Here is a 17,635-nt window from a genome sequence, read left to right as displayed (position 1 = left end):
TAGGGGGCGGGCCGGGCTGCGATCCGGTGCGCACTCCGAACCTGGTGCGCGGCAACGGGACCGGGTCGCTGGCGAGCGGCCCGGACGCAATTCTGGCCTTCGAGCACGGCTACTACTCCTTGCGGTCCGGAACGGCAGCGCGGATGGCGGTCACCGCCGACGCGACCGTGCCTACCACCGATGTCATCGATGCCGGGATCGCGACCGTATCGGCCGGGACGACTGCATGTGTCGCGATCAGTCCGCTGACCGCGGACCGATACCTGGTCGCAGTCACCGAGACTGCGCTGAGCGGTGCGATGCGCAGCTTCACGCAACTGATCACCACCACCGCCGGCGGTGGTGCCGCGACGGTCCGGATCACCGGCATTCGGCCCGCAGATTCCTGAAATCCCTTGCCACACAAGCAGAACACCTCGGCACAACTATACCGTTTTCACAGACAGGGTTGCCCGAAATGTCGATCGAATACCTGACCGTGTACGTCCGATATCCCGATGGTGCGGAATCCATCCACCGTCTACCCGCCTGGGAGATCGAGGAATTCATGTCCGGTGCACGGCAAGCCGGTGCCTGGGTTTCCGTGGTGCGCGAGCTTCGCCGGCGCTGTGCTCGGCCGTCGTTCGTATCACGGCGAGCTGCGGCATGACCGCGGCGATGGCAATCCCGGCGGAGGACCGGTGGGCGCCGGTGCGGGACCGGCCCGCGCCTCATGCCGGGGATCGGGCGCCGCTGGTGTGGTTGCTCGGTGCGCACGGCGGTGCCGGGGTGAGCACCCTCGAGCAGATGCTCGCGCCGGCTGCCGACGCGAATGGTTGCTGGCCCGGCGTGCACGAGGGCGAGTCACCATTTGTGGTGGTCGTGGCCCGCGAAACCCTCGAAGGTCTGGCGGGGGCTCACGAGTTGCTACGTCAGCATCACGGCGGGCACGCCGGACCGAGCACCCTGCTCGGGCTGATCACCTGCGCGGACCGCCCCGGACGGGCAGCGCTGGAAATCCGCCGATACCGACGAATTATCGACGAACTCGTACCCGCCGGAGGGCGGTGGCGGATCGGGTGGCAGCCGGCATGGCCGGTGACCCGCCGCGCAGAGCTGCCCGTCTGGGAACCGGCGAGTTGCTACCCGGCGCGCGGCCGCGATCCGCTCGCCGCCGTCCGGCCCCTCGGACACCAGTTGCTGGGCGCGGTCACCGCCGTGACCGCGACCACCGATCACCTTCTCTCGTCAGGAAAGACAGCATGATCCTCGAAACCCTCTACCACGCAGGTGTTTTGGCCGTCGATTCGATTCAGCCGGAGGCGCCGCCGGGGTCGGGACAGTTCCTGAAGTTGATCCGGTGGTTGATGTGGTTCGTGATGTTGTGCGGTGTGTCGGCCATGATCTACGCCGGTGGCAAGTTCGGCTGGGAGAAATGGAACGGCGCCGCCCTGGAATCACCGAAAATGGTCGCGGCCGCTGCGGTCGGCGGCGTGATCGCCACCAGCGCCTCCAGCATCATGAACGCCGTCGTCCTCCATTCATGACCACCGCTATTGCCGCGAAGCCGTTGCCCGCGTCGGTGACCGGGCCGCTGGACCAGCTGGCCGGATGGGCGTTGTGGTTCGCACTGACAGTGTGCTTGGGATGGTTGATCGCCGCGGCCGGTCGGCTGTGGCTGGCCCACCGTCACGGCGAGCCGCTATGGTCCGACGCCACTCATTCCCTGGTCATGAGCCTGGTCGGGGCGATCGTCTGCTCTGCGGCCACCGCCATCGCAACTGCGGTTCTCACACCGGTCTGACCTCCGCGGGGTCGTTGTCAATCGGCGCGTGAACATGACTGCGCCACAGTCTCTTTCAAAGGTATTCCGATGTCTCTTTCGCATGCCCGGAAACGGGCAGCAGCACTGGCGGTCACCGCCGCAGTGGCGATGATGTTGACCGCGTGCGGCGGCCACACCCCCTCGACCCCCGCACCGGCATCACCGGATCTGACCGGTGCCCCGGCGGGGTTGCACTGGGAATCGTTCCAGGGGATCACGATCCCGGCCGGCGACGACGGCCCGGCCGCCGTTGATACCGCGACCGGTTATACCCGCACCCCGCAGGGCGCGGCACTGGCGGCCATCAACCACACCGTACGGCTGTCGGTTGCCGACGACGGCCAGTGGGCGGGTGTCACCGCGGCCGAAGTCGCGGCCGGTCCCAGGAAAGACGCGTGGACACTTGCGCGGGCGCGGATCTCGATCACCGCACCCGCCAGTGCGGCCCTCGCCCCGCGGATCGTGGGCTATCGGATCACCGAATATCGACCGGATCGGGCCGCGGTGACCGTGTACAGCGAATACCCGGATCGCAGCTGCGCTTCCACCGACACCCGCGTGGTGTGGAACGGCGGGGACTGGCGGCTGGAACTACCCGACCCGTCCGCCGCCACCGGAACCGTGGCCGCACTCAGCGACATCCCTGCCGGCATCGTCGCACTGGCGGCGCCGCGATGACCGCTACCCGTCGAGCGCCTGCGGACAGCCGGGCCGGAAAGCCCAGCGGGCGGACACGCGGTCGGTCCGGGCTGATCGCCGCGCTCACGATCGTGGTGCTCATCGGGGTCGTCGGGACCGCCACCCTCGGTATCGAGCACACCGGAACCAGGCATCCGGCCACCGCGACCGTCGCGTCCCCGGCGACTGCGGGCGACGAGAAAGATTCCACTGCAACAGGTTTTGGAGTTCCTCGGATCGACGTGTTCGGCCGGCGGGTCGATGTCCCACGCAACCCGTTCGGACAGCCACTGCCGCAGACCATTCCGCCACGTGAATCGGCGGACAAGGCCCGTCCGACGGTCGCACCGGCGCTACCGGTACAGGGTGGATGGCAGCAGGTCGCGGGCGCATCGGTGCCGTTCTCCAGCTCCGACGGCCCCACGGAAGTGGTGGACACCGTGGCCGCCGGATGGGCGCACACCCCGCAGGGCGCGGCACTGGCCGCCGTCTACGCCGCTTATCAGGTGACCGCGCGCCCCGGCGACCGGCGGGTTCGCGAGCACCTGATAGAGAACCCGCCCGGCGCGCTGGCCGCCTTCGAGGCCAGTTCCGCGGCGGGAAAGATCCCGAATCGGTTGCCGGAGAATGTTTCCCGGTATCTCGTGGCTCCGGACGCGTATCGAATCGACAGTTGCACCGACGACATGGCCGTCGTGGAGATCGCCACCCGCACCACCGATTCCACCGGCACACCGGTATGGCTGGCCACACAACTGGTCACCGTCTGGGACCGCGGCGATTGGCGGCTGCAACCACCTCCCGGCGGCAGCCCACCACAACACACCACCAGCTCCTTGTCGGGGTGGACTACATGGTGACCACCACCGGCACGAACTTGCGCTCGGCGCGAAAACCCCTGCACAGAAATATGTTCCGGTTGCTGACCGTGGCCGTGACCACCGTGATCGCGGCGATGGTCACTTTCGGTGCCGCAGCCGCGGACCCGGTGCCCGCGGGCGGGTCACCGGGCAGTTCGTACGGGTTCGATCGGACCTGCAACGATCTGCACGACGCGGTATCCGGGATCGGGATTCCCGACACCCCGTTGAATCTGGGGAATCTGGTGTCCGGGGCGTGCAAAGCTGGCAATGTCGCCACCCATCCGGACAAGGCGGCCGGTGCGGTCGCGGACGCGGCGTGGAACACCGCGTTCGGCAAGGTCGTGCAGTCGTTGATCTCCGGGCTGAGCCAGGCGATCGTGCTGTCGTTGTCGTTCTGGGCGAAGCTGCCGACAGCGATCACCGACAGCCCGGATCTGTTCACGAAGATCAGCGACTACACCTATCAGTTGCAGTGGTACCTGCTCGCGATCTCGGTGATCGTGTGCGGGGTCCGGCTGGCCCAGGCTCGCCGGCACGCGATGCTCGACGCCGCCCACGACACCTTCAAGGTTCTGGCGCGCACCGTTTTCGCGTCGACCATGTGGACGGCGGTCCTTGTCGCCGGCACGCACGCCTCGGACGCGCTGGCGAACTGGATCCTCGACGACGCCACCGGTGGTGACCCGAAAACCGCGGCGAAAGCATTGACCGAGACCGAAGGGCTGTCGGTGTTTTCCCCAGGTCTGGTCCTGATCCTGGCCTGCGTCGGAATCCTCGGCGCTTTGGCCCAGGTGGTATTGGCGGTGGTCCGGCAGGGACTGCTGGTCGTGGTCGCGGGGGTGCTGCCGCTGGCGGCGGCCGGTTCGGGTACCGCGTCCGGGCGTGGCCTGTTCGAAAAGCTGGTCGGCTGGTCGGTCGCGTTCCTGCTGTACAAGCCGCTCGCGGCGTTGGTGTATCTGATCGCGTTCACTACCGTCGGGCACACCGCCATCGCCGGTACCGGCAGCGTGGATGCGGAGTCCGCGCAGCGGGCGCTGGTCGGGTTGGTATTGCTGTGCTCGGCCGGGCTCACGCTGCCGGCGATCATGCGCCTGGTGTCGCCGGTTGCCGGTATGGCCGGCGGGTCCGGGGCTGCAGCAGCCGCCGGGGCCGCGACCGCAGGGGCCGCGGGATTCACCATGCTGAGTTCCCGCGCGACCGGAGCGGTATCGGGCAAAGGCGGCGCTAGCGGCGGGCAAGCCACCGCCGGGAGCGCAGCCGGTGGTTCGGCCGCGACCGGAGCGGTCCGGGCAGCGAGCACAGCGAGCGGGATGTCCGGCGGCGGCATAGCGACCGCCGCGAAGGCCGCCGGGCCGGTGGGCGCTGCCGCCGCGGCGGGAATCGGTGTCGCGGCCAAGGGAATACAGACGGTGCAGACCACCGTCGAGCAATCCACTACGACAGGTGGCCCGCCACCGGCCCGCCCGTACAGCGGGCCGTCGGGTACGGAGGTGCCGCGGTGACCGCGCCGGCGCCGCAGCGGCGCACCTACGGCGGATGGTCGCGCCCCCGGTCGGAGGGCATGTTCGGGCTGGCCTGGGAGGCAACCGTTCTCGGGTTCGTGTTCGTGGTGGCCGCGATGGTCACCGCGGTGTTGATCAGCTTCACCGCCGCGCTCGTGGTGGCGGGTTCCGAGGCACTCGTGTGGGCTCCGTTGGCTTTCCGTGCCAACGGCCGCACCGGATATGAAAGGGCTGTCGTGATGGCGCAATGGCTGCGCACCTGGAGCCGCAAGGAAAACCTGTATCGCTCCGGGATTTTCTCTCGCCACGGTTCGGCGAAATTGCCTGGTCTGCTGGCGATCTCACAACTGTATGAAGGGATCGACGCCAACGGCTACCGGTTCGGGATCGTCCACATGCCCAAACAGGCGCTGTACACGGTGATGTTGCGGGTGTGGCCGGCCGGAGCCGAGAACGTGGACCAGCCGGTGGTGGATCAGTGGGTGGCCGCGTGGGGCCAGTTCGTCGCCTCGGTCGGCGGCGCGAACGACATCGTCGCGATCACACCGGTGATATCCACGATTCCCGAGACCGGCCATCGCCTCGCTCACGAAGTCGATGAGCTGACCCGCCCGGATGCCCCGGAACTGGCAGCGGCGATGATGACCGAACTCGCGCAGACGTTGCCGTCTCATACAGTGCGGCTAGATGCGTGGTGCGCAATCACTTTCCGTGCCACGACACCGGAACGGCGGCGCCAGCCCGCGGAGCAGGCGGTGGAGATCGGGCGGCGGTTGCCGGGGATCACCGTCGCACTGGGTCAGGCCGGGGTCCGGACCCGGCCGATGACCGCCGACGAAGTCACCGCGACCGTGCGCCGGGCCTTCGATCCCGCCGCCGAAGCCGATCTCGAAACGGCTGTCGCGACCACCGACGGGCACGGCATCGGGTGGGACGAGGCCGGGCCGATCTCGTATCTGGAGCGCACCGGCCGTCTCGAGCATGACGGCGCGGTCTCCACCACGTGGGAGATGGATGCCGCGCCGTCGGGGACCGTCGACGAACGAGTGCTGCAGTGGCTGCTGGCACCGACACCGGAGTTGTCACGCAAGCGGGTCGCGCTGGTATTGCGTCCGCACGCGGCCGCCGATGCCGCGGGCATCGTCGACGACGACTACAAGAACGCGCTGGTCGCCACTCAGTCCGGGAAAGGTGTGGTCTCCGCGCATGCCACCCTGCGTGTCGGCGCCACCGAACAGGCGCGCGAAGAACAAGCCCGCGGGCACGGCGTGACCCGGTTCGGAGTGCTGATCACCGTCACCAGTCCGGTCGGCGCCGATCTGCCGCGCATCGACGCCCTTACCCAGGACTTGTCGGTGCAGGCCCGGTTGCGTGTGCGGCGGGCGCACTACTACCAGGCCGCCGCCTTCGCCGGCTCGCTCGGCGTGGGCGTACTCCTGCCTGAGATGGCCACGCTCCCGCGGGTGATGGCCGCATGACTCGTAAACGATTACACAGCAACATATCTCGGATCAAACCGGCAGGCCGGGAACCCCGCCTTCTCGATGACGCGGCGCGGAAGCGGCTGGAACAGCGTGCGGCCACCGGCCATGTTGTCGGGGCATCGTGGGCGCGGGTGCGGTTGCGCGCCGACGACAATCGCCGCGCCAACCCGGCAGATCGGCCGCGCGCGGATGCCGACGGTGCGCAGGTGACCGGCTCCGGAGTTACGAGGCCCGGGGGTGGCCGGTGGCGCAGCATCGCCTGCCCGGCGGAATGGCGCGGCACCACCGCTCAGGTCGCCGGTCTGTGGCCCTGGTGTGTCGGGGCCGGGGCACCGTTGCTGGGCACGCCGCTGGGCTCGCATCTGTCGACCGGTGCACCGGTGTGTTTCGATCCGCTGAACTGGTTCTCGCGGGGCAACTATCTGACCGCGCCGAGCTTGTTCGTGCTGGGGCTCAACGGATTCGGCAAGTCCTCGCTGGTTCGGCGGATCGTGCTGGGCGGGATCGCCCAAGGCGTGACACCGCTGATTCTGGCCGATGTGAAACCCGACTACCGAGCCACGGTCGCGGCCTGCGGCGGCCAGGTGGTCGACGTCGGATACGGGTACGGTCAGATCAACCCGCTGGACCCGGCGCTGCTCGGGCACGCCCTACGCAGGTTGCAGGCCGCCGGGCTGCACGAGACCGCCGAGAGTGTGAACGCGGAACTGCGTGCACGACAAACGAATCTGCTCGCTGGGCTGGTGGAACTGGTTCGCGGGCAGCGGATCGCCGATTTCGAGGACACGCTTCTGTCCACGGCGCTGCGGCTGCTGTACAGACCGGTCGCCCACGGCGGGCGCGGTTTCACCGCCGAGCGCCCGCCGATCCTGGGCGACCTCCTAGAGGTGATCGCCGGCGGCGGCGACGAGCTGATGCTCGACGCTGCCGCGGCCACCCCGGAAAAGTATGCCGAAGCGGTTGTGCCGCTGCGGCGTTCGCTGCGCGCGCTGACACAGGGACCGTTCGGGCAGGTGTTCAACGGATCCACCACCGTCGCACTGGATCTGGATTCCCCGGCGGTATGCGTGGATGTCTCCCACATCCCCAGCGGCGATACCAAACTCAAAGCCGCGGTGATGCTGACCTGCTGGGCGATCGGCTTCGGGTCGATCGAGGCGTTGAACCTCCTGGCCGAGGCCGGCCTCGAACAACAGCGGGTGTTCCAGGTCGTGATGGACGAGCTGTGGCAGGTCCTGGTCCTGGGCGAGTTCATGATCGCCCGCGTCGACGAGCTGACCCGGCTACAACGCTCCCTCGGAGTGGCGCTGATCATGATCAGCCACTCCATCCGCGACCTGCACAACCTGTCGGGCACGGCAGGAGCGCGCGCGATCGGCTTGCTCGAACGCTCCCGCGCGAAAATCCTGGGCGCCCTGCCCGCCGAGGAAATCGAACTGCTGGACGGCATTGTGAAACTCACCGACGCCGAAGCCGACATGGTGACGTCCTGGTCGGCCCCGCAAGCGCTGACCGGAGAACCGTTGCGGGCCGGGCGACCCCGCCCGATAGCAGCCGGCGTCGGCAAATTCTTGTTGAAAGTCTCCGAGGATCGTTCACCAGGTATCGCATTCCAGCTCCAACTGACCGACGTCGAGCAGTCCTTCGGGATCCACGCGACCAGCCAGCGATTCCGTCGGTTCGATCAAGGCACAACCGGGGGACTGGCCGCATGAGCCGCCGATACCGGCTCGTCCCCGACGAGGTGCGGGCCACGTCGGTGGCGCGCTGCCGGGAACTGATGGCGGTGGGCTTCACGCAGACAGCGGCCTGTCGGGTCGTCGCGGCGAACCTGGGAGTGCACTACAACACCGTCGGCAACTGGGTACGCGACAACACCGACCCGGACGCCCACGCGGCGGCGGGGCCACGGCTGGCCGCCGAGCTGGCCGAAGCCCGCGCACAACTGCACGCCGCGCTCGGACTGAACCGGGAACTGATGGCGCTGGTGCACGATCACGGTCGCGCCCCACAGGCGCAACCATGACCGCAGGGATCGTGAAAGTAGTCGCCGCAGGTGGCGGGCTGTTGTTGACGGTGGTGCTGGTGATTGTGACCATGATCTCCGGCGACGACATCGCTGGTTGCGCGGAATCGGTTCCCCTGGGGCAGGGCCTGCCCCAGGGGGCGGGCTCCCCGAACCCGGTGACGTTGGCGGGATACAGCACCGGTCAACTGGATTTGGCGCGCGACATCGTCGCGATCGGTGAACAGCGCGGACTGCCCGAAACCGTGATCACCGCAGCGTTGATGGCCGCGGCGACCGAATCGGGACTGCGGAACTACGCCAATTCCGATGTGCCCGAATCACTGTCGTATCCGCACGATGCGATCGGCAGTGACCATGACTCGGTCGGCCCGTTCCAGCTGCGAACGTCGGTCTGGGCCGACCGGCTCGGCGGCATCTCGAGTGTGATGGACCCGCACCGGCAGATCGGCTGGTTCTATGACCAAGCGGAAACGGTGCCCGGCTGGCAGACCCGCGACCCGGGCGAGCTGGCACAAGCGGTCGAACAGTCGGCGTACCCGGATGCCTACGCCACCAAACAGGCCGCGGCCGGCGCGCTCTACCAAGCGTTCCATGGTGCCGGATCGCCTTCGGCCGTGGCCGGCAGCTCCTCGTGCCCGAGTCGGCCGCCGATCGTCGGCGGGAACGGATCGGATTTCGGCGCGCGTGTACTCGCAGCGGGGATGCAGGAGCTGGGGCTGCCGTACGTGTGGGGCGGCGGCGACGCGAACGGACCCACCAACGGCGGGTTCGACTGCTCCGGCCTCGTCCTGTACGCGGTAGCGCAAGCCTCCCAGGGGCGAATCATGTTGGCGCACTACACCGGAAGCCAGCAACGCGACCCACAAGGCACACCCGTGCCACCGGATCGGATGCAACCCGGCGACGCGGTGTACTTCATTGCGCCGGGAGAAACCGACTCGCACCACGTCGGGCTGTACGCGGGCACCGATGACACCGGGCACGCGCTGCTGCTGAACGCCCCCGACACCGGAATCCCGGTACGCGTGCAGCCACTGTCGGATTTCGCCTCCGACAGCATGATCATCCGGAGATTTGGTGTCCAGCAATTGAATTCGGACGACAACACGTAAATATGGCTGCCGGAAAACGTTTTCGACCGGCATGCGCGACCGCTCTAACAACAGTATTGAAAGGACCTCTCCATGCTCGAATCCGTGTGCCCGACACCGCAGTATGATCTCGCGCGACGGGCGCGCCGATCCCTGCCGACCGATCTGACTCTCGCCTTGGGTACCGCACTGGCCACCGACGCGTTCATTCCGCGGACCCATTCGTACGACGGATTCGTGCTCACGGTGCGATCGAGCCTGAACTGGCCGAAGTTCCTGGACTCCACCGGCACGACCGTGCTGCTGGAGCCGGCACGCGCGGACCTGGCGCGGGCATGGGCGATCCTGCGCGACCATGCGGCCGAGGTGGTGTCGTACGCGGTCCTCGCACCTGCCGACGCGTCCGTAGCACGCGGTCGCGCGGGTGTGTCCATCGAAGCCATCGACGAACCAGCAGGCGGGCTGTCGCCTGCGGCCGAGGCCGAAATGACGGCCATGTTCGGTGAACCGTTCGCAGGCAGTTGGTGGCCGCTGCGATGACACACCATCACCGGACGATCATTCGTATCGGCCTCGCCGCCGTTCTGGCCGCCGGGGCCGGCGCGGCGGTGAGCGGATGCGCGCACCCCGCCGTGCGCGCCCCGTCGCCGGTCGGTGGCGGCGAGGTGATCAGCAGGGTCGATCCCCGCGCAGCGGACCCGCTGATCACCGCCGCCCTGGCGACGGTCTACAGCTGGAATCCCGGCACAGATCCCGACACGAGCGCGGGATTCATCCGCGCGGCAGCATTCCTGGAGCCGGCCTACGCCCGGGAAGTCGGGGTCACCGGATCCGGGCTGGCGTCGGTCACCACCACCACGTGGGCGCGGTGGACGGTCGAACACGCCACGATCACCGCGACCGCGGTCATCACGTCGGACGATCATCCCGCCGACACCCTCGCCGCCCGGCACCGTGTCGCTGCGATCACCCAGCACGTCGCCAGCTCGAGCAGTTCCGAACCGGACCGGACCCTCACCGTGTACGTCACCGCCGAAGACACCCCGGACGGATGGCGGGTCAGCCTCATCGCGCCCAGATAACTCTTGCCGCACAACGAATTCCGTCCCGGACAGCCACAGGCATCGCCGCCGAGCAGGAGAACCGACGGCCGGTGAAGTTTCGTTCTGGTCGGTGGCTGTGGGCCACGGGCGGGTGGCCGCGTCGCAGGGAGCGGGTGGTCTGCGGTGATGGGGACATGAGTGAACGAGAACAGCATGGCCACGCGCCGGGCCGGCGGCAAATCCGGACTCACCCAGTTCGGCGTCACCGCCGGAAAACTTCCCGAAGAGCGCTCTCTTCGTTCGCCGAGAACTTTTCCGCCGATACCGCAACCGGATTGGCCACCAACCCGGCCCGCGGCCCCGCCGGTCCCCGCCACACACGGCACCACCACCGGGCGGACCACCGCCCCAGGCGAGGAGACCACCACCATGAACCACACCCCCACCGACAAGAACGAAACCCTCACCACCAGCAGCGATTACATCGCCCAGCTGCGTCAAGCAGACCTGGCCGCCGCACTCGCGGCCGATCACGCGGCCGTCGCCGAAGTGCTGGCCGCAACCGGCTCCGGCGACACCGATGCCGACTGTGGGGCGGGCGCCGAGCGGGTGGAACTGCTGTGGCAGCTGACTCGCTGGTTCGGCGGACACGTCCCGCTTCCGCTGATCCTGGCGCTCGAGACCTCGCACGGCGCGATGCCGTGGCAGGCGAGCATCGCCCTGGCCGTCGTAGCCGAACTGGCGATGACCGCCGAATCCCTGGCCCGCCGGCACACCGAACGAACCCCCGGGAGAACATCATGACCGGCGACAAAGACCCCGCGCTCAGCAACCGGGAATCCCTGGCACTGCTGATCGCGGGGGGCGCCGCAATAGGCGGAGGGGGCCTGATCACTTCGGCCGCCCACCTGGGCTACCTCGCCACCGGCCGCCCCACCCACGGATTACCGATCAACCCCTTCGCATTGCTGGTGGCGACGGCAGACGGACGAGTCATGTGGCCGATCACGGCCACGGTCGTCCTCGCCGTCGAAGTCGTCACGCTGACGGTGATCACCGTCGCGATGTGGCGATGGTGGAAGATCAGGCATCCCGCGCGGCCCTGGATCGACGCCACAGCCGCACTGCTGGCGCACGGTACGGAGCTGGCGCCGCTGACCGAGTCGGCGGTGCGCGACAAAGCGGCGATGCTCGGGGTCGTGATGCCCGAGGCCACCGTCCCGGGCTTGTCGCTGGGCATCGCGGTAGCCGATCGGATCGCATTGTGGGCGGACTACGAGATGCTGCACATCGACATCTGGGGGCCACGCCAGGGCAAGAGCACCTCGCGGGCGGTACCCGCGATCTGCGAAGCCCCCGGCCCGGTCATCGTCACCTCCAACAAACGCGATCTGGTCGACGACACCCGCGGCATCCGCGAAAAACATGGCCGCTGTTGGATTTTCGACCCCCAAGCCGTCACCGCCGACGCCGAACCAACCTGGTGGTGGAACCCGCTGGCAGCTGTCCGCACCGAAGTCGACGCCGCGCAGCTGGCGTCCCATTTCGCCGACGGCGACGACGGTCAAGCCGTGCGCAAGGACGCCTTCTTCGACCCGGAAGGCGAATCCTTGCTCGCCGCACTGTTTCTAGCCGCCGCCGTTGCAGTCGAGCCGATCACGCGGGTGTACGAATGGATCTCCGACCCCGACGACCTGCAACCGGTGCGAGTACTGGAGACACGGTGGCCGCTGATCGCGACCGGTTTGCGCGCCCAGTACGAGCTGGACCGGCGCACCCGCTCCGGCGTCTTCGCGACCGGCCGGAAAATGGCGGCGAGCCTGCGCCTGGCGTCGATCCGCCGCTGGGTCACCAGCGACGGTCCCGGCGACGAGCGCCCGCAACTGGACCCCGCCGCGCTGGCGACCAGCCGAGACACCCTCTACATGCTGTCCCTCGAGGGTGCGGGTAGCTGCGGGCCGCTGGTGAACGCCTTGACCGCCTCGGTTCTCGAAGCCGCCACCGGGATCGGATCGCAGCAGCCGATGGGACGACTGGCGACACCGCTGGTGTGCGTGCTGGACGAGGCCGCCAACGTGGTGCGGTGGCGTGATCTCCCGAAGCGCTACTCGCACTTCGGTTCTCGCGGCATACTCGTGCTGACGATCCTGCAATCCTGGTCTCAGGGAGTGCGGTGCTGGGGCACCGAAGGGATGAATGCGCTGTGGTCCGCGGCCGGGGTGCGGATCGTCGGATCCGGTGTCGACGACAACGAATTTCTGCGACGGCGCTCGGACAGCATCGGTGACCGAGAACAGTTGCGCGGCACCCTGACCCGACACCACGGTTCGGTCAGCCGCTCGTACCAGCTGACCGACAAACGCACCCTCACCCTCGCCGACCTCACCGCGATACCCCGCGGCCGGGCACTGATCTGGGCGGCCGGCATGCGACCTGTACTCATCGAAACCGTGCCCTGGATGCGCCGCCCCTACGCCACCGCAGTCGCGGCGTCGCGCGAACGATACGGGCCCACCGGCACAACCACTCCGTCACCGGATTCCGGCCAGGCCGGCACTGCACAAGACCTGGTACCGCGATGATCGACGACGACCCGATCTACGACGACGTCGAGTTCCGGCCGCGCCGGAACAGCGACGGTCCGGCGAGCACGGTAGATACGCCGGCTCCGGCCGAACCGGCATACACGAACCTGGTCGACTTCGTGGAACAGCGGCTGGTGGTGATCTACCGGCGGGTGACCGACAGCGCCGCCCGCCGATGGTGTCCGCAATGGTGGCGCCACGACGAAGCCGTCCTGCGGCTGTTCGCGCTGTGGCGCGCCTACGAAGCCCTACGCCGCGACGACACCGGCCTCGGTCTGTCGCAGTGGTGGCTGCAACACGCCGACCCCCACATGCGGATCCTGTTGGCAGTCGACGGGCCGTTCGAGCTGTGCAAGAAACATCACCGCGACGGCGACACCGACGGCAACCCCGACTACGGGATACCTGCGCTACCGCACGACCCGGCCGACCGCGACGCGTTCGCCGCGCTCGAAGCCTGGCCCACCGACAGTGTGCCCCGAGCTGCGTGATTCCGACATTCGGAAGTTGTTGCCGACAGACAGAACACGAACCGACACAGGGAGACAACCGCGCATGGCGGAGGAAGAAATCGGCCGGGAAACCGCCGCCGCATTACGCACCACCTTGCAGGTCGCCGGGCTGCTGGCCGAGCATTGGAACCGGCGCACCGAAGCCCGCGCCCGCGAAGCCATTGCACGCCACGAGACCGCCGCGCGCGAAGCCACAGCTCGCTGGCACGCCGAACGCCGAACCGCAGAAACGTATCTGCGCACCACCGGCAATGCCGGGTGGTGGCAGAACGCAAACCGGAGTGACCTCACCGAAGCCTGGTGCACAGCCCGGCAATGGGCACCTCACTCGGTGCCGGCCGCCAACGCCGAGAAACGGCTCACCGGGCACATCCTGGATCGCTACGGTGTCGACCTCGCCGGCAGCGTCACCCCGGGTGGACCTGCGGACCCGGCCGTGATCAGCCGTCTGCTCGAGCGGGCCGCATGGCGGCGCGCCGCCGCCCATGACGACGACCTTGAAGCCGGTAGTGACACGCAAATCATTGCAGCACAGAAGGTTATCGACGAGGCGCTGCACGCTCTGGTCGCCGAACACGCCAGCGGGACTCACGCCGGCAGTGATAACCCGGCCCTCTACCATCGGACGCGTGTCGCCGAAGCGGGTCTGCGCGCGCTGGGCGAGCCGGGCGCGGCATGGCTGCGGGAATTCGATTGCTCCCCGCATCTGGCCTACGCGCGCGTCCTGGTCGCTCCCGACACCGCGACCCGGCTGGCGCTGTACGACACCGCGCACCGACTCCAGCAGATCGACAACACCCCCGCACTGAGCACCGACGAACGTGCCGCCCGGATCACCGAAGAACTCGCTGCGATCGAAGAGCTCGGCGAGCCCGGCCGCCGCTGGCTCGACGCATGGCGGAACGATCCCGAACCCGCCTACGACCGCGTGCTGAACAACCAGCACATCCACCACGATCTGGCCGCCCGCACCGAGAAGCAATACTCCGCCCAGCAACGAGCCGCCGAGGCGGCTCTGCGGGGCCGCACCGGAGAAAAATGGTTCGCCACCGCCGGACGCACGGAAATCCTGGACGCCTGGGACACCGCACGGACCTGGCGGGAACAGTCCACGGTCGCAGCGGGCGCCTTCGACCGGATCAACAGCCGAATACTCGAACGCTTCGGCGTCGACCTGACCAGTACCGACGCCGACCTGGACCAGGTCGCCACGATGATCGACCACGCGGCCTGGCGGGTAGCGGCCGCCAAAATGGACACCGCAGCAATCGCCGCCGCTCACGCCGAAGCCGAAGCCCAGCAGCGCAGCGAACGCGACCAGCTGTACGAGCTGGTCAACAAACACGCCGAGGCGACCGACCGATACCGGACACACGGCGACAACCAGCTCGACAAGCCCAGCGACGCCGGCCACACCCAGCCGGCCGCGACCATCGCTGCGGCGGAAACCAGGCTGCGGGACCTCGGCCCGGCCGGCGAGCGATGGCTTCGCGACTTCGACACCGACCCGCACCGCGCCTACGCCCGCGTCCTCGTCGGCCCCAACACCGTGGCCCGCCGCCACCTGCACGCCGCCGTGCAGCAACTCCGCAACAGCGACCTCATCGGGCCCACCCGCACGCCCCGCCTCACACACGAGCAGGCCGTAGCAGCCGTCGAAGCCGCCGGGGAAACCGGCCAGCGCTGGCTGAGCACGTGGCACGCCCAGCCTGAGGTAGCCATCGCGCGAATTCTCGAAGACCCCTACACCACAACGGAAATCACACAGACACCGGTCGCACCCGCCATCGGCAAGATCGATCGTGGCCCGCGTGGTGGCCGCGGGCAAGGCCGGCGTGAACACGCACCGCGTATCCGGACGGCGACGTGGACCGCGGCCGACCTCGAGGAGGCACGGGCCTGGCTCGGGAAACACGATCCCGAATGGCTGTCCGTGCGCGCCTGGAAATTGCGGAACATGCCCGGCACCGCATACGGACGGCACAGCGTCCACGAATCCATCGTGGACCGCCACCGCCGCGCAACCCACCCAGACCCCGCCGTCCGCGAGACCGTCCGCATCAACGCGATCACCGATCACAACGATCCCGACCGTCACACAGCCATCCGCACCCAACTCGACGACCGCGGCGTTTCCCCTGCAATGCAACGCGTCCGAATGAATCTTGAACAAGACAACGCCGTACCCCTCAATGCCGTGGTCGCGAAAGCATCGCGCGCCGAATCGAATCAAGGCACGACAGCGCCGGATCTCGCATTGCCCCTGGACCAGGACCTCGACCATGAGCGCTGACCACGCTCACCGCATGACCGAACGGGAACGATCACGTGAAGTCGGTTGTCCCGTTATCGCGATCAGAATCGGGTAGTCACGACAGCGGCATCATCCCGGATCGAAGTCCGATACGGTCGGTCCCCAACCTTGCGGCGCTTCAACTGGCGATTGTCACGACCTCGGTTGGCTGACTTCGAATACCGATGGCGACCGCCCCTGTCAGGGCAGATGATGGTGCGGTGAATATTGCCCGTCGTGTGCCCTACCGAGAGTTCTCACATGTGGTCCGCCGTTTCCATCGGGACCAGCTGCTGGACAAGGTCGCCGAGGCCAGCGCGGCGATCGAGGCCGCCCCGGTGACGGGCCGCCGACTACCCGAGCGTTCACCGATCCGTCAGTTCACTCTCGCAGCAATCGCACGCACCGCCCTGGCCGAGTCCATGACATACCGTACCGATCAGCCGGTCAGCGACAACCAACTGAAGCGACTGTGCGGGATGGCGATCGAGGTCGATCAGCCCGATATCCCCGACCACGAGATCATGAACGACGCGGTAATGCGCAGGTTGATGGCGCGAATGAGCTACCAGCAGTTCCTTTTCGGGCAATCCGAACTGGAGGACATCACACGCACCTTGGCGCTGTTCGTCGACCACGACCCATCGATATCCGACATGCCGACCCCGGCCGCATGGGAGCAAGCACTGAAAATGCCGCTGCCTGGCTATCTTGCGCTGGTGTGGGCAATATTCGTGCGAACCGGTATGCAACGCGGGCACTTTACCGACGCCGACCTTGCAGAGCACGCCGACCTCGGAGCGCTCGGTGGCGCCGACGCTGAGACCGCCCGCACTGTCATCGACACCCACCTCAGCTCCGACACGGCAATGATGACGAAGAGGGCGGCGGACGCCGAGCAGGCCGACGATGCCGCGGGGCACCAGCTGTGGCTTTCGAACCCGCTGGTAGCTCGCCCACTGATCCGCCGGCCGGTTGGCTATCTGGCACCGATTGATCCATATGTGCTCGACAAGGTCACTCCGAGGGGAATGTACTTCACCGGTATCGAGCACTTCGGCGACGGCTTCCCGAATCTGGTCGGCGCCTCCTTCGAAAAGCTCGTCGGCCGACACTTGCAGTTGCTGGAACCAATTGGCGCACAGGTGTACCCCGAGATTCGGTACGGCCGACGAGGAGGCGAGCTGACCTGCGACTATATCGTGGTTATGTCCGAATTCGTCCTTCTGGTCGAGACCAAGGCCATGCGGTCGGTCGAATCCGCCCGTCTGGGCCACGAAGCCGGGCTGCAAGTGCTGGCCGACCGAATCCAGAAGGCACGGAACCAGATAGCGACCACCGCGACCTTGATCCGTGACCGAATCAGCGAGGTCGCACACATCCCCGATGACCGACCCATACGAGGGCTCGTCGTGACCCTGGAACCGATCCATCTCGTGGACACGCTCTTCTTCGCCGATTTGCTTCAACCAACCACGGTCGACACCGCAACGACCAGCGCCCATGACTTCGAGCAGATCCTGGCCACTCTTATACCTCTGCCGGACGCGGCTTCTCGGATACTCGAAGCCCTCACCGCCAGACCTCCAGTGTCGCCGGTGTTCGCCCGCGCGGTCGACGGCCTGCCCCGCGCGCGCAACCAGATCTCCGCGAAGCTGTGGGACGATTGGTCGGTCCTGCTGCCACGCCCAAGGTGAAGCCTCAGCAAATCTCGTCGGTCGTGTCACCGTCCGTAGTGTGGCCTCGACACC

Annotated in this window: 18 protein-coding genes; all 18 read left to right on the top strand. The window is 67.7% G+C overall.

The annotated features are described in order from the left end of the window. Nucleotides 1-26 precede the first annotated feature (26 nt). The 18 genes from G361_RS49090 (at nucleotide 27) to G361_RS0102865 (ending at nucleotide 17,581) form a co-directional block, all read left to right on the top strand. On the top strand, nucleotides 27-389 hold the full coding sequence (locus G361_RS49090) for a hypothetical protein (RefSeq protein WP_155981276.1): 363 nt from the start codon (nucleotides 27-29) through the stop codon (nucleotides 387-389). Nucleotides 390-657: 268 nt separating this feature from the next. Next, a complete protein-coding gene (locus G361_RS42095; RefSeq protein WP_155981275.1) occupies nucleotides 658-1,245 on the top strand; it encodes a hypothetical protein in 588 nt (195 codons plus the stop codon). After that, nucleotides 1,242-1,526 (top strand): hypothetical protein, encoded by a 285-nt coding sequence (locus G361_RS0102940; RefSeq protein WP_019925556.1) that lies wholly within the window; start codon nucleotides 1,242-1,244, stop codon nucleotides 1,524-1,526. Before G361_RS42095 ends, G361_RS0102940 begins: the two co-directional genes overlap by 4 nt. Continuing rightward, a complete protein-coding gene (locus G361_RS0102935) occupies nucleotides 1,523-1,783 on the top strand; it encodes a hypothetical protein (RefSeq protein WP_019925555.1) in 261 nt (86 codons plus the stop codon). Before G361_RS0102940 ends, G361_RS0102935 begins: the two co-directional genes overlap by 4 nt. A gap of 69 nt (nucleotides 1,784-1,852) precedes the next feature. After that, nucleotides 1,853-2,482, top strand: coding sequence for a hypothetical protein (locus tag G361_RS0102930; protein WP_231386764.1), 630 nt, complete (start codon nucleotides 1,853-1,855; stop codon nucleotides 2,480-2,482). Then, the gene (locus G361_RS42090) at nucleotides 2,479-3,342 is read left to right on the top strand and encodes a hypothetical protein (RefSeq protein WP_063711796.1); all 864 of its coding nucleotides are present in this window, start codon (nucleotides 2,479-2,481) and stop codon (nucleotides 3,340-3,342) included. Before G361_RS0102930 ends, G361_RS42090 begins: the two co-directional genes overlap by 4 nt. Further along, nucleotides 3,336-4,847, top strand: coding sequence for a hypothetical protein (locus tag G361_RS42085; RefSeq protein WP_019925552.1), 1,512 nt, complete (start codon nucleotides 3,336-3,338; stop codon nucleotides 4,845-4,847). Before G361_RS42090 ends, G361_RS42085 begins: the two co-directional genes overlap by 7 nt. Beyond that, nucleotides 4,844-6,325, top strand: coding sequence for an SCO6880 family protein (locus G361_RS0102915; protein WP_019925551.1), 1,482 nt, complete (start codon nucleotides 4,844-4,846; stop codon nucleotides 6,323-6,325). The genes G361_RS42085 and G361_RS0102915 overlap by 4 nt, the downstream gene beginning before the upstream one ends. A gap of 137 nt (nucleotides 6,326-6,462) precedes the next feature. Beyond that, a complete protein-coding gene (locus G361_RS0102910; RefSeq protein WP_019925550.1) occupies nucleotides 6,463-8,046 on the top strand; it encodes a hypothetical protein in 1,584 nt (527 codons plus the stop codon). Further along, nucleotides 8,043-8,357 (top strand): hypothetical protein, encoded by a 315-nt coding sequence (locus tag G361_RS42080; RefSeq protein ID WP_019925549.1) that lies wholly within the window; start codon nucleotides 8,043-8,045, stop codon nucleotides 8,355-8,357. Before G361_RS0102910 ends, G361_RS42080 begins: the two co-directional genes overlap by 4 nt. Beyond that, the gene (locus G361_RS42075; protein ID WP_019925548.1) at nucleotides 8,354-9,472 is read left to right on the top strand and encodes a C40 family peptidase; all 1,119 of its coding nucleotides are present in this window, start codon (nucleotides 8,354-8,356) and stop codon (nucleotides 9,470-9,472) included. Before G361_RS42080 ends, G361_RS42075 begins: the two co-directional genes overlap by 4 nt. A gap of 72 nt (nucleotides 9,473-9,544) precedes the next feature. Next, nucleotides 9,545-9,991 (top strand): hypothetical protein, encoded by a 447-nt coding sequence (locus G361_RS0102895; RefSeq protein ID WP_019925547.1) that lies wholly within the window; start codon nucleotides 9,545-9,547, stop codon nucleotides 9,989-9,991. Further along, nucleotides 9,988-10,533: a hypothetical protein gene (locus tag G361_RS0102890; protein ID WP_036494063.1), complete on the top strand. Its 546-nt coding sequence runs from the start codon at nucleotides 9,988-9,990 to the stop codon at nucleotides 10,531-10,533. Before G361_RS0102895 ends, G361_RS0102890 begins: the two co-directional genes overlap by 4 nt. Before the next feature lie 174 nt (nucleotides 10,534-10,707). Beyond that, the gene (locus G361_RS50140) at nucleotides 10,708-11,298 is read left to right on the top strand and encodes a hypothetical protein (RefSeq protein ID WP_196814401.1); all 591 of its coding nucleotides are present in this window, start codon (nucleotides 10,708-10,710) and stop codon (nucleotides 11,296-11,298) included. Further along, nucleotides 11,295-13,076: a type IV secretory system conjugative DNA transfer family protein gene (locus G361_RS0102880; RefSeq protein ID WP_019925544.1), complete on the top strand. Its 1,782-nt coding sequence runs from the start codon at nucleotides 11,295-11,297 to the stop codon at nucleotides 13,074-13,076. The genes G361_RS50140 and G361_RS0102880 overlap by 4 nt, the downstream gene beginning before the upstream one ends. After that, nucleotides 13,073-13,570 carry a DUF4913 domain-containing protein gene (locus tag G361_RS42065; protein WP_019925543.1) on the top strand — a complete coding sequence of 166 codons (498 nt, stop codon included), beginning with the start codon at nucleotides 13,073-13,075 and terminating at the stop codon, nucleotides 13,568-13,570. Before G361_RS0102880 ends, G361_RS42065 begins: the two co-directional genes overlap by 4 nt. Nucleotides 13,571-13,634: 64 nt before the next feature. Further along, nucleotides 13,635-15,884, top strand: a complete 2,250-nt coding sequence (locus G361_RS0102870; protein WP_019925542.1) for a hypothetical protein — start codon at nucleotides 13,635-13,637, stop codon at nucleotides 15,882-15,884. A gap of 221 nt (nucleotides 15,885-16,105) precedes the next feature. Then, the gene (locus G361_RS0102865) at nucleotides 16,106-17,581 is read left to right on the top strand and encodes a nuclease-related domain-containing protein (RefSeq protein WP_196814400.1); all 1,476 of its coding nucleotides are present in this window, start codon (nucleotides 16,106-16,108) and stop codon (nucleotides 17,579-17,581) included. Nucleotides 17,582-17,635 lie beyond the last annotated feature (54 nt).

Source organism: Nocardia sp. BMG111209 (assembly GCF_000381925.1).
Taxonomy (GTDB): domain Bacteria; phylum Actinomycetota; class Actinomycetes; order Mycobacteriales; family Mycobacteriaceae; genus Nocardia.
The sequence above is the reverse complement of the archived record's forward strand: the minus strand, read 5'-3'. Positions and strand labels throughout refer to the sequence as shown.